The following is an 11,048-nucleotide window of genomic DNA, read 5'->3' on the forward strand; positions in this document are numbered from 1 at the left end:
CGAATTGACTCGATATTGACGAGATCCGGTCACTTGGCGAGATCCGTTCACACCTTCGTAGGATCATCACCCTAGAATTCGCGGCGTGACGATGACTCAGTGGTCCGTAACGGCAACCGGCGTACTCGCCGTCCTCGCCCTCGTGGCCGCCGCGCGGTACCGCGCCGTGTCCGTCACCCAGCGCCGCCGCGCCGACCGGCTGCACGGCGAACTCGCCGCCCTCCAGGAGCAACTGGCCGCCGAACTCTCCCGCCGAGGCGAGGACCTCGCCGCCGTCCAGCAGGAGCAGGAGCACACCGCCTCCACCCAGCGGGCCTTCCTCAGCGTCGCCCGCCGGATCCTGGTGATGGCCCACGACCAGCAGGCGCTGCTGGACGAGATGGAGCGCACCCACGACGACCCGGCCCTGCTGGAGGGCCTGCTCAAGGCCGACCACGCCGCCGCCCAACAGGCCCGGCTGGCCCAGACCCTGGCCGTGCTGTGCGGCGCGCGGGCCGGCCGGCACTGGCCGGAACCGGTCCCCCTGGAGGACGTCGTCCGCGGCGCCCAGTCGCGCATCCTGCCGTTCCAGCGCGTGGTGGTGCGCAGCCGGACCGAGACCGCGGTGGTCGGCGCCGCCGCCGAGGCGCTGATCCACGCGATCGCCGAACTGCTGGACAACGCCACCCGCTACTCCCCGCCCAGCACCCAGGTGTTCGTCACCCTGATGCCGGTGCACAACGGCGCCGTCATCGAGATCGACGACGGCGGCGTCGGCATGCCGGAACAGGCCGTCGTCAAGGCCGCGGCCGCGCTGGCCGGCGGCAGCACCCTGGAGGTCTCCCGGCTGGGCGAGGTCCCGCAACTGGGCCTGGCCGCGGTCGGCCGGCTCGCCGAGCAGTACGGCTTCCGGGTCACGCTCAGCTCGGCGCCCTCGCCGTACGGCGGCGTGCGCGTGGTGCTGCTGCTGCCCAACGCGCTGCTCACCGAGCCGCTGCCGCCCACCGTCCCCGGCCTCGGGCCGGACGACCGGGCGTTCAACCCCGGCCCCCGACCGGCCTCCCCCGTCGGTCACCCCCTGCTGGAGACCCCGCCGTCCGGCCGGCACGCCGCCACCGGCGACACCCCGCCCCCGCTGCCCCGCCGGAGCCACCGGCGCGGCCGCACGGGCCGCCCCGCCCAGCACGCCGCTCCCCCACCGCAGCCCGCGCCGCCCTACCGCTCGGCCCGGGACGCGCAGGCGTTCATGGCGATGTTCCAGGCCGGGACGGCCAGCGGCCGTACCGCCGCCCGGGCCCAGGCCCAGTCCGACCCTTCCCTTCCCGCTTCCCCCCGACTTCCCCAGCGCTCCGGAGAGTTCCATGACCACCACCCCTGATCTCGGCTGGCTGCTCGCCGACATCATCGCCGTCCCGCAGGTCCAGCACGCCGTCGTCGTCTCCAACGACGGCCTGGAGATCGGCCGCAGCGCCGGCATCGCCCGCGACGACGCCGAACGGCTCGCCGCCGCCTGCTCCGGACTGCAGTCGCTGGCCCGCGGCGTCGCGACGGGCTTCGGCGGGCCGGGCAGCGCCACCCGCCAGATCATCATCGAGTACGGCGGCGGCTACCTCTTCGTCGTCGCCGCCGGGGCCGGCGCGCACCTGGCCGTGGTGACGAGCGAGGCGGTCGACGCCGGCCTGGTCGCCTACCAGATGCAGGTCCTGGTCGAGCGGATCGGCACCCACCTCACCAGCCCGCCGCGCGTCGACCACGCGGCGGGGGGCCACCGGTGAGCGGCCCGGTCCGGCCGTACGTCATCACCGGTGGGCGCAGCCGCTCCACCCGGGCCGAGCTGGCCCTGGAGAGCCTGGTCAGCGCGTTACCCGACCCGCCGGACCTGCCCGAGCACCCGCTGCTGAACCGCGAGCACCGGCGCATCCTCGACCTCTGCCACAGCCTGCTGTCCATCGCCGAGGTGGCGGCCCACCTGGGGCTGCCGCTCGGCGTCGTCAAGGTGCTGGTCGGAGACCTGTGGGACCTCGGCGCCGTGCAGGTGCTCCCGCCCGTCCCGCAGGCCGAACGCCTGCCCGCAACCCTCCTGGAGGAGGTGCTCGTTGGCCTCCGCCAACTCCGCTGAAGCCGTCCCCGACGCCCCGGACGCAACCGACGCGGCCGGTGCCGCCGACGGACCGCAGTACCTGCCCTCCTCGGTGCAGGGCGCGGTCAAGATCCTGGTCACCGGTCCATTCGGGGTGGGCAAGACCACCCTGGTCGGCTCGCTGAGCGAGATCACCCCGCTGCGCACCGAGGAGACCATGACCGCCGCCAGCGCGGGCATCGACGACCTCACCGGGCGCCCCGGCAAGACCACCACCACGGTCGCGCTGGACTTCGGCCGGATCACGCTCAACTCGCGGCTCGCGCTGTACCTGTTCGGCACGCCCGGGCAGCAGCGGTTCTGGCCGCTCTGGGACGACCTGTCGCGCGGCGCGCTCGGCGCCATCGCCATGGTCGACCTGCGCCGCCCCGACGAGAGCTTCGACGTGCTCGGCCGGCTGGAGGAGCAGCGCATCCCGTTCGCGGTCGCGGTCAACACCTTCCCGGACACGCCGGGTTACCCGGAGGAGGAGCTGCGCTCGGCGCTGGACCTGCTGCCGGAGGTGCCGATCCTGCACTGCGACGCACGCGACCGCCGGCAGTCCTACGACCTGCTGATCGACTTCGTCGACCACCTGCACCGCAGCTCGATCCTGGAGCTCCAGGGATGACCACCCCCGAACCCCCCGGCGCCGCCGGGTGCCCGGTCGCCCACGGCACCGGCCTGCCCGGCGGGCTGCCGGTGGGCGTCCCGCTGACCCCGCTGTACGGCCCGGCCGTCGCCGAGGACCCGCACGGCCTGTACGCCCGGCTGCGCGAACGCTACGGGCCGGTCGCCCCCATCGAGCTGGAGCCCGGGGTCGAGGCCTGGCTCGTCCTCGGCTACGCCGAGCTGCTCGAACTCACCCGCAACGAGGCGCTGTTCTCCAAGGACTCGCGCCGCTGGCGGGTGCCCGCCGAGGGCCGGCTGGCGGCCGACTCCCGGCTGCTGCCGATGACCTCCTGGCGGCCCACCCTGCTCAACCTGGACGGCGCTGAGCACCAGCGGCTGCGCTGCGCCGTCTCGGACACCCTCGCCCAGATCGACCACCGCCAGCTGCGCGGCACCACCGAGGCCGCCGCCAACGGGCTGATCGACGGCTGGGGCCCGGACGGCACCGCCGACCTGGTCGCCCAGTACGCGCGCCGGCTGCCGCTGCTGGTCTTCACCCAGCTGCTCGGCCTGCCCGCCGACGCCGGCCCGCACCTCATCCGGCTGATCAACCACATCGCCGACAGCGGCGCCGAATCGGTGCGCGCCAACCAGGAGTTCCAGGCGGTCCTGGTCGACCTGGTGCGGCGCCGCCGGGCCACGCCCAGCGCCGACCTCACCTCCTGGCTGCTGGCCCACCCGGCCGCGCTGACCGACGAGGAGGCGGTGCACCACCTGGTGGTGATGATGGTCGCCGGGAACGAGACCACCATCTGCTGGACCGGGAACACCCTGCGGCTGCTGCTCACCGACCGGCGCTTCCGGGCCACCCTCACCGGCGGGCGGCTGACCGTCTCCGACGCGCTGGAGGAGGTGCTCTGGCGCGACCCGCCGACGCAGAACTTCCCCGGCCGCTGGGCCACCGGCGACACCGTGCTCGGCGGCCAGTACATCAGCGCCGGCGACATGCTCGTCCTCGGCCTGGCCGCGGCCAACGCCGACCCGGCCGCGCAGGGCGTGTCCGCCGCCGCCCAGGGCTCGCTCGGCGGCAACCGGGCGCACCTGGCGTGGGGCGCGGGCCGGCACGTCTGCCCGGCCCAGCACCCCGCCAGGATCATCGTCGAGACCGCCGTCGAGACCCTGCTGCACCGCCTCCCCGACCTCCAACTGGCCGTACCGGCAGGAGAGCTGACCTGGCGCCCGTCCCCGTGGTCCCGGGCCCTGACCGCCCTCCCGGTGCTCTACAGCGCCTTCACCCCGCCCCGCCCGCCAGCTCCCGAGAGGCCCGCATGGACACCACCACCGACGCCGGAACCCGCGCCGAGCCCGTCCGACTCGACCCCTTCGGCCGCGACCAGCACGCCGAGAACGCCCGACTCCGCGCGGCCGGCCCCGCGGTCCTGGTGGAACTCCCTGGCGGGGTGGTGGTCTGGGCGGTAACCCACCACGACACCCTCCAGTCGCTGCTGGCCGACCCCCGGGTCGGCAAGGACGCCCGGCTCTGGAACACCTTCCGGGAGGGACGGCTGCCGGAGGGCTGGCCGCTGCTCAACTTCATCGCCGTCCCCGGCATGGTCACCGCCGACGGCGAGGACCACCGGCGGCTGCGCGGGCTGGTCTCGCAGGCCTTCACCCCGCGCCGGATCGCCGACCTGGCCCCCGCCGTCGAGGCCCGGACGATCGCGCTGCTCGACGAGGTCGCGAAGCTGGAGGGCCCGTTCGACCTGCGGCGGCACTTCGCCTACCCGCTGCCGATGCAGGTGATCGGCGAACTGCTCGGCCTCGCGCTGGAGCAGCAGGACGAACTGCACGAGCTCTCCGACACCATGGTCTCCAGCTCGGCCACCCCGGCGGCGGCCCTGGCCGCGCAGCGGGGCCTGAACGCGCTGCTGGCCTCGGTGGTGGCGGCCAAGCGGGCCGAGCCCGGCAACGACCTGACCAGCGACCTGATCGCCGTCCGCGAGGCCGGCCACCCGCTCGACCGGCAGCGGCTCAGCGAGGCCGAGCTGGTCGGCACCCTGCTGCTGATGCTGGTCGCCGGGCACGAGACCACGCTCAACCTGATCACCAACGCCGTCCGCGCCCTGCTCGCGCACCCGGAGCAGCTGCGGCTCGTCCTGGACGGGGAACAGCCGTGGTCGGCGGTGGTCGAGGAGACCCTGCGCTACGACTCCCCGGTCGGGCAGTTCCCGCTGCGCTACGCGTCCGAGGACATCGCGGTCGGCGACGTGGTGATCCGGCGCGGCGAGGCGCTGCTGGCCTCGTACGCGGCGGCCGGGCGGGACTCCGGGCACCACCCGGACGCGGACCGCTTCGACCTCACCCGGCAGCCCGCCAAGCACCTGTCGCTCGGCCACGGCCCGCACTTCTGCCTCGGCTCCGGGCTCGCCCGGCTGGAGGCCGAGACGGCGCTGCGGCACCTGTTCACCCGCTTCCCCGGGCTGGCCCCGGCGCAGGGGCGGACGAACGAGCCGATCGCCTCGTTCGTCAGCAACAGCGTGCGCACCCTGTGGGTGACGGTCTGAGCCGGCCGGTTACCTGAGGGCGGTCCGGGTCGTTCGCCAGGGCATGAAGAAACTCGCCACCCTGGCCGCCCTCACCATGGCGGGCCTCGCCCTCGCCGCCCCGGCGGCCTCCGCCACCACCCAGACCGCCTCCTCGCCGGACGTCACCGGCGGGCTCACCGACGGGCTCGAAGTCTCTCCCGCCGACCTCGCCCTGAGGACCGTGGGCACGCTCCCGCTGGTCGGCAAGCCGGCCAACGAGATCGAGGCGATCGGGACCAACCAGCTGGACCACCCGGGGCTCAGCGGGCACGTCCTCAACTGATTGATCCGCCGATCGGGTGACCGGGTGGTCGGTGACCGGGTGGTCGGTGGCCGGGCGGTCGGTGGCCGGGTGGCCGGACGGCCCGGTGGCGCACCCGCCCGGCGACCGGCCCGTGGGCGGCCGGCCGACCCCCGAACGGTCGGCCGCCCACGGCACCCGACGCGCGGCACCCGACGCACGGCACCCGGGCCGCGGGGCTCAGCCCGCGGACAGCCGGTTGAGCTCCGGGTAGCTCAGCCCTTCGGCGAACGCGCCGAACGTGCCGCTCCCGTACACCTCCCGGGCGGCCCGGCCGACCGCCGCGTACGCCACCTCGGCCAGGCCCGGACCCAGGCTGATCCGGGCCACGCCGAGCTTCGCGAGTTCGGCGACCGCCGGGGAGCCGGGACCGGCCAGCACGTTCAGCGGCGCCGGGACGGCCGCGACCAGGGCCGCGATGGTCTCCGGGTCGGCCACCCCGGGGACGAACACCCCGTCCGCGCCCGCCGCGACGTACGCCCGCAGCCGGTGCACCGCGTCGTCCAACCGGCCCTCCGGGGCGCCGATCCCGTGCAGGAAGACATCGGTGCGGGCGTTGACGAAGAGCGGCACGCCGGCCGCGTCCGCCGCGGCCCGGGCGGCCGCGATCCGCTCGGCGGCCTCCTCCGGGGGACGGCCCTCGTCCTCCAGGTTCACCCCGACGGCGCCGGTGGCGATCAGCGCGGCGACCGTCCCGCCGACGCCGGCGGCGGTGTCCGCGTAGCCGCCCTCCAGGTCCGCGGTGACCGGCAGGTCGACCGCGCGGACCACCTGGGCGGTCCGGGCCAGCACCTGCTCGGGGTCGGCGCCGCCGCCGTCCGCGCTGCCCAGCGACCAGGACACGCTCGCGCTGGCCGTCGCCACCGCCCGCGCCCCGGCGGCGGCCACCAGCCGGGCGCTCGGCACGTCCCAGGCGTTCGCCAGCACCAGCGGCTCGCCCGGGCGGTGCAGCTCGCGCAGCAGCCGGGCCCTCTCCCGCCGGACGGCGGGGTCCGCGGCGCTCACTTGGCGGCCGGGCTCATGCGGGTGGACACGCCGATCCGGTTCCAGGCGTTGATGGTGGCGATCAGCGCGATCAGCTGGGCCAGCTCGGTCTCGTCGAACCGCTCGGCGGCCTCCGCGTACACGGCGTCCGGCACGTGGCCCCGGGTCAGCAGGGTGACCGACTCGGTGAGGGCCAGGGCGGCGCGCTCGCGGGCGGTGAACCACGGGGTCTCGCGCCAGGCCGGGAGGGAGACCAGGCGGTGGTCCTGCTCGCCGTGCTTGCGGGCGTCGGTGGAGTGCATGTCGATGCAGAAGGCGCAGCCGTTGATCATCGAGGCGTGCACCTTGACCAGCTCGGCGATCACCGGGTCGAGGCCCTCCCGGGAGGCCCGGTCCACGGCGATCATCGCCTGGTAGTAGGCGGGGGCGAGCTTGTGCATCAGCAGGCGCTGCTCGGGGGCGGGCACCGGGGCCCCGTCCGTGCCGGTCGTCGCGGCCGTCGTCTCGTTCGTCGTCATGGCCGCCAGCCTAGGAGCGCGGTGGCCTGGCGTCCTGGTGCGTTCGGCCACCCGTTCCTTGGGCCACTTCCCGGGGCACGTCCCGGGGCACGTCCCGGGCGCTTCCGGCGTACGAACGACCGTGCGAGGATCGCTGGCAGGGGATCGTCGGCAGGAGGTCGCCGAAGGTCGAGGTCAGGGGGCACGGTCGTGTGCACGGCGTTCGTCAGCATCGAGCCCGGAGCGGCCGTCCCGGTGCTGCTGCTGTCCGTCCGGGACGAGTACCTGGGCCGCGCCTGGCTGCCGCCCGACCACCACTGGCCGGACCGTCCGGAACTGCTCGGCGGACTGGACCTCGCGGCCGGCGGCACCTGGCTGGCCGTCGACCCCGGCCGGCGCACCGCCGCCTGCCTGCTGAACGGCTTCGGCCCGCTCGCCCCCGCCGACGCCCGGCGCACCCGCGGCCGGCTGCCGCTCACCGCCCTCCGGGAGGGCGGGATCGGCCACCTCGACCTCACCCCGTACGACCCGTTCCACCTCGTCCTGGCCCGCGCCGACGGCGCCCGGGTGTTCAGCTGGGGCGGCGGGCGGCTGGAGGAGAGCGAACTGCCGTCCGGCCTGAGCGTGGTGCTCAACGACGGGCTGGAGGGCCTGGCGGCCGGCCGGACCGCCTCCGAACGGATCCGCGCCCTGATGGCCGCGCGGGCCGCCCACTTCCGGTCCCGCTTCACCGCCGTGCCCCGGCCCGGGCCGACCGCCGACGGACCGGCCGAGGCGGCCTGGGGCGGGTGGCTGCCGATCGTCGCCGGGGACGGACTCGCCCCGGACGCGGACGCCGCGCTGGTCCAGCGGCGGGACTTCGGCGACGGACGGATCTGGGGCTCCTCCTCGATCTCGCTGCTCGCGCTCGGACCGGACCTGCTGCGCTACGACTTCGCGCCCGCGCCGGTGGCCGCGGACGGGCCGGGGTGGCGGCGGGTGGCGACGGCCTGACGGAGGGCCGACGGCAGCCGGCCCCGCGTCGGCGGCGGCGGAAAAGGACTTGCACCTGACGCTGCGGGAGGCGGCATCGTGGCGCGGGTCGAGCCCGAAGGAGACCGCCGTGACCCACCCGGACCCCTCGCCCCGCCCCCGCCCCCGGCTGCTCGCCGCGCTGACCGTCGCCCTGCCGCTGGCGGGCACACCGGCCGCGGTGACCGCCCTCGTGCTGTTCGGCGACGCCGCGCACCGGACCGTCCCGTCCGCCACCGTCCTGGCCTCCGTGGCGGCGGCGCTGATCGGTCATTTCGGCCCCGGTGTCGCGCAGCCGTACGGTCGGTGAACTTCCGACGGCGGGGTTGGCGAACGTCTACATGCCCGTAGTAGCTTCGCGACGGCCCCGGATCCGGGCGGCCACCGACCCCCGAGCGAAGGTGCGCGATGTCGACCCTGACCTACCCGGAAGCGATAGGCGTCGGCCTGCTCCAGGGCGTGACGGAACTCTTCCCGGTCTCCAGCCTCGGCCACAGCATCCTGCTGCCCGCCCTGGTCGGGGGAAGGATCCAGCACGACCTCGACATGACCGCCGAGGGCTCCTCGTACCTCGCCGCCCTGGTCGCCCTGCACCTGGCCACCGCGCTCGCGCTGGTGGTCTACTTCCGCAAGGACTGGGTCCGGGTGGTCGACGGGCTGTTCGGCTCGATCCGGCGCCGCCGGGTGGAGACCCGCAACGAGCGGCTCGCCTGGCTGCTCGTCCTCTCCACCATCCCGGTCGGCGTGGCCGGCCTGGTGCTGGAGAAGGCCCTGCGCAACGCGCTCGGCAAGCCCGTCCCGGCCGCGGTCTTCCTCGCCCTCAACGGCCTCGTACTGCTCGGCGCCGAGCGGCTCAAGCGCGGCGGCACCGGCCGCCGCCGGGCCGGACGCGTCACCGCCGCCGCCGACGACGAGCCGGGCACGGACCCGGCCATCGCCTCCGACCACCGGCTGACCCGGCTCGGCTACGGGCAGGGCGCCTGGATCGGCGCCGCGCAGATCCTCGCGCTGTTCCCCGGCATCAGCCGCTCCGGCGTCACCATGAGCGCCGGCATCCTGCGCGGACTGCACCACGAGGACGCGGCCCGGTTCTCCTTCCTGCTCGCCACCCCGGTCATCCTGGCCGCCTCGGTGCTGAAGGTGCCGGAGCTGTTCAAGCCGGAGAACTCCGGCGTGCTCGGCCCGGTCCTCGCGGGCAGCCTCGCCGCCTTCGTGGCCGGGTACGTCTCGGTGCGCTTCCTCACCAGGTACTTCGAGACCCGCAGCCTGACGCCGTTCGCGATCTACTGCTTCCTGGCCGGCGCCGGCAGCGCGGTCTACCTGTCGCTCTGAGCCGTCCGGACCGCCCCGGCCAGGACCTGCGCGAGCTCGGCCGGCCGGGAGAACATCGGCCAGTGCCCGGTGTCCAGCTCCACCAGCCGCCAGTGGCCGTCCGCGACCAGCCCGGCGACCACCGGCGGCGGCTCCGGCCAGTCCAGCAGGCACTTCACGTACACCGTCGGGAGCGCGCTCAACGGGCCCCGCAGGACGGCGGGTTCGGTCAGCGAGAGGCCCGGGTGCGCAGTCGCCCCCGCGACGATCCGGGCGATCTGCCCGACCGTCAGCCCCTGCTCGGCGAACTCGGTCGGCGGCAGCGGCGGCCACCAGCCCCCGTGCGCCGCGAGGTCCGCCCGCAGCGCGGCCGGCTCCGGCATCCGGTCCGCGAAGGACTCCCCCGCCACCGGCACGTTGGCGTCCACCAGGACCAGCCCGGCCAGCCGTCCGCCGATCCGCTCGGCGGCCTGGCCCACCGGAATGCCCGAGTAGCTGTGCCCGACCAGCACCACCTCGTGCAGGTCCAGCCGCTCCACCTCGGCGACGACGTCCGCCACGTGCGCCTGCTGCCCGGCCGGCGCGCCGTGCTTCTCCGCGAGCCCGGAGAGGGTCAGCGGGAACGCCCCGTGACCGGCCTCGCGCAGCTGCGCCGCCACCTCGTCCCACGCCCACGCCCCGAGCCAGGCGCCCGCCACCAGTACAAAGTTCGCCATGGGCGGCACCGTAGCGCGCGCGTGCGACAGTGGCCCGGGAAACGACGGCGAACAGGACGTGGAGGAAACGTGGTTGAGGAACAGGGCGGGCCGGCCCCGCTCACGGGGAAGGCGGCGGTCGTCACGGGCGGCTCGCGGGGCATCGGGCGGGCCGTCGTCCGGCGGCTGGCCCGCGACGGCGCGCAGGTCGTCCTCGGCTACGCCCACGACGAGCGGGCCGCCTCCGAAGTGGTCCGCGCCGTGGAGGCCGAGGGCGGCCGCGCCTGGGCGCTGCGGGCCGACCTCGGCGAGGCCGGTGCCGCCGAGCGGCTGATGGCCGAGGCCGAGGAGCGGCTCGGCGGACTGGACGTCCTGGTGAACAACGCCGCCGGCTCCTTCACCCCGACCCCGCTGGCCGAGCTGGACGACGCGGACCTCGACACCGTGTTCACGGTCAACACCCGCGCCGCCTTCACCACCGTCCGCTACGCCGCCCGCCGGATGCGCGACGGCGGACGGATCGTCAACATCTCGACGGTGAACACCGTCCGGCCCGTCCCCGGCATCGCCGCGTACGCCGCCAGCAAGGGCGCCGTCGAGCAGCTCACCGCCGTGGCCGCCGTCGAACTGGGTCCGCGCGGGATCACCGTCAACACCGTCTCGCCCGGCGCCACCGACACCGACCTGCTGCGCGGCACCAACCCGCCCGAGGCCCTCGACCGCGTGGCCGGCCTCACCCCGCTGCGCCGCCTCGGCCGGCCCGAGGACATCGCCGACGTCGTCGCCTTCCTGGCCGGGCCCGAAGGGCGCTGGCTCACCGGGCAGAACCTCCGGGCCGCGGGCGGGCTGGCCTGATCCCCGGCCCGGGGGGGAGCAAAAACAAACAAAAGGAACAAACAACAAACACCCCCAGAACCAAACAAAACAGCAAAGAGGAGCAAGAGGGGAGGCCCC

The 11,048-nt window shown here is 75.3% G+C and carries 13 protein-coding genes; 10 read left to right on the plus strand and 3 right to left on the minus strand.

Annotated features, from left to right (window positions below; translation table 11 throughout):
• Positions 1-91: 91 nt before the first annotated feature.
• The 6 genes from ACFVGO_RS30170 (at position 92) to ACFVGO_RS30195 (ending at position 5,578) form a co-directional block, all read left to right on the plus strand.
• A complete protein-coding gene (locus ACFVGO_RS30170; protein WP_359898088.1) occupies positions 92-1,357 on the plus strand; it encodes an ATP-binding protein in 1,266 nt (421 codons plus the stop codon).
• Positions 1,341-1,754 (plus strand): roadblock/LC7 domain-containing protein, encoded by a 414-nt coding sequence (locus ACFVGO_RS30175; protein ID WP_359897914.1) that lies wholly within the window; start codon positions 1,341-1,343, stop codon positions 1,752-1,754. Before ACFVGO_RS30170 ends, ACFVGO_RS30175 begins: the two co-directional genes overlap by 17 nt.
• Positions 1,751-2,098, plus strand: coding sequence for a DUF742 domain-containing protein (locus ACFVGO_RS30180; protein ID WP_359897915.1), 348 nt, complete (start codon positions 1,751-1,753; stop codon positions 2,096-2,098). Before ACFVGO_RS30175 ends, ACFVGO_RS30180 begins: the two co-directional genes overlap by 4 nt.
• Positions 2,076-2,729, plus strand: coding sequence for an ATP/GTP-binding protein (locus tag ACFVGO_RS30185; RefSeq protein ID WP_380354874.1), 654 nt, complete (start codon positions 2,076-2,078; stop codon positions 2,727-2,729). The genes ACFVGO_RS30180 and ACFVGO_RS30185 overlap by 23 nt, the downstream gene beginning before the upstream one ends.
• Positions 2,730-4,038: 1,309 nt before the next feature.
• Entirely contained in the window at positions 4,039-5,274 is a 1,236-nt protein-coding gene (locus ACFVGO_RS30190; protein WP_359897916.1) for a cytochrome P450, read from the plus strand.
• Positions 5,275-5,317: 43 nt separating this feature from the next.
• Entirely contained in the window at positions 5,318-5,578 is a 261-nt protein-coding gene (locus ACFVGO_RS30195; protein WP_359897917.1) for a hypothetical protein, read from the plus strand.
• A gap of 198 nt (positions 5,579-5,776) precedes the next feature.
• Here ACFVGO_RS30195 and ACFVGO_RS30200 read toward each other — a convergent pair whose 3' ends face one another.
• Entirely contained in the window at positions 5,777-6,601 is an 825-nt protein-coding gene (locus ACFVGO_RS30200) for an isocitrate lyase/phosphoenolpyruvate mutase family protein (RefSeq protein ID WP_359897918.1), read from the minus strand.
• Positions 6,598-7,098, minus strand: a complete 501-nt coding sequence (locus ACFVGO_RS30205; protein WP_380354880.1) for a carboxymuconolactone decarboxylase family protein — start codon at positions 7,096-7,098, stop codon at positions 6,598-6,600. The genes ACFVGO_RS30200 and ACFVGO_RS30205 overlap by 4 nt, the downstream gene beginning before the upstream one ends.
• Before the next feature lie 189 nt (positions 7,099-7,287).
• Here ACFVGO_RS30205 and ACFVGO_RS30210 point away from each other — a divergent pair, with 189 nt between their 5' ends.
• The 3 genes from ACFVGO_RS30210 (at position 7,288) to ACFVGO_RS30220 (ending at position 9,420) form a co-directional block, all read left to right on the plus strand.
• A complete protein-coding gene (locus tag ACFVGO_RS30210; RefSeq protein ID WP_380635165.1) occupies positions 7,288-8,070 on the plus strand; it encodes an NRDE family protein in 783 nt (260 codons plus the stop codon).
• A gap of 109 nt (positions 8,071-8,179) precedes the next feature.
• Complete coding sequence (locus ACFVGO_RS30215; protein ID WP_380354884.1) at positions 8,180-8,398, plus strand: hypothetical protein; 219 nt, start codon at positions 8,180-8,182, stop codon at positions 8,396-8,398.
• Between the two features lie 98 nt (positions 8,399-8,496).
• Positions 8,497-9,420 carry an undecaprenyl-diphosphate phosphatase gene (locus ACFVGO_RS30220; RefSeq protein WP_380635168.1) on the plus strand — a complete coding sequence of 308 codons (924 nt, stop codon included), beginning with the start codon at positions 8,497-8,499 and terminating at the stop codon, positions 9,418-9,420.
• Here the strand turns inward: ACFVGO_RS30220 and ACFVGO_RS30225 are convergent.
• Positions 9,405-10,115 carry an alpha/beta fold hydrolase gene (locus tag ACFVGO_RS30225; protein ID WP_380635170.1) on the minus strand — a complete coding sequence of 237 codons (711 nt, stop codon included), beginning with the start codon at positions 10,113-10,115 and terminating at the stop codon, positions 9,405-9,407. The genes ACFVGO_RS30220 and ACFVGO_RS30225 overlap by 16 nt on opposite strands.
• A 69-nt stretch (positions 10,116-10,184) precedes the next feature.
• Between ACFVGO_RS30225 and ACFVGO_RS30230 the strand changes: the two genes are divergently transcribed.
• Complete coding sequence (locus tag ACFVGO_RS30230) at positions 10,185-10,949, plus strand: glucose 1-dehydrogenase (protein ID WP_380635172.1); 765 nt, start codon at positions 10,185-10,187, stop codon at positions 10,947-10,949.
• Positions 10,950-11,048: the final 99 nt, after the last annotated feature.

The organism is Kitasatospora sp. NPDC057738 (assembly GCF_042798815.1).
Lineage (GTDB): Bacteria > Actinomycetota > Actinomycetes > Streptomycetales > Streptomycetaceae > Kitasatospora > Kitasatospora lactacystinica.

Excerpts from the sequence above, each read along its gene's own strand:
- ACFVGO_RS30220 (WP_380635168.1), top strand. The coding sequence starts at position 8,497 with ATGTCGACCCTGACCTACCCGGAAGCGATAGGCGTCGGCCTGCTCCAG.
- ACFVGO_RS30170 (WP_359898088.1), top strand. The coding sequence starts at position 92 with ATGACTCAGTGGTCCGTAACGGCAACCGGCGTACTCGCCGTCCTCGCC.
- ACFVGO_RS30225 (WP_380635170.1), bottom strand. The coding sequence starts at position 10,115 with ATGGCGAACTTTGTACTGGTGGCGGGCGCCTGGCTCGGGGCGTGGGCG.
- ACFVGO_RS30205 (WP_380354880.1), bottom strand. The coding sequence starts at position 7,098 with ATGACGACGAACGAGACGACGGCCGCGACGACCGGCACGGACGGGGCC.
- ACFVGO_RS30175 (WP_359897914.1), top strand. The coding sequence starts at position 1,341 with ATGACCACCACCCCTGATCTCGGCTGGCTGCTCGCCGACATCATCGCC.
- ACFVGO_RS30195 (WP_359897917.1), top strand. The coding sequence starts at position 5,318 with ATGAAGAAACTCGCCACCCTGGCCGCCCTCACCATGGCGGGCCTCGCC.
- ACFVGO_RS30190 (WP_359897916.1), top strand. The coding sequence starts at position 4,039 with ATGGACACCACCACCGACGCCGGAACCCGCGCCGAGCCCGTCCGACTC.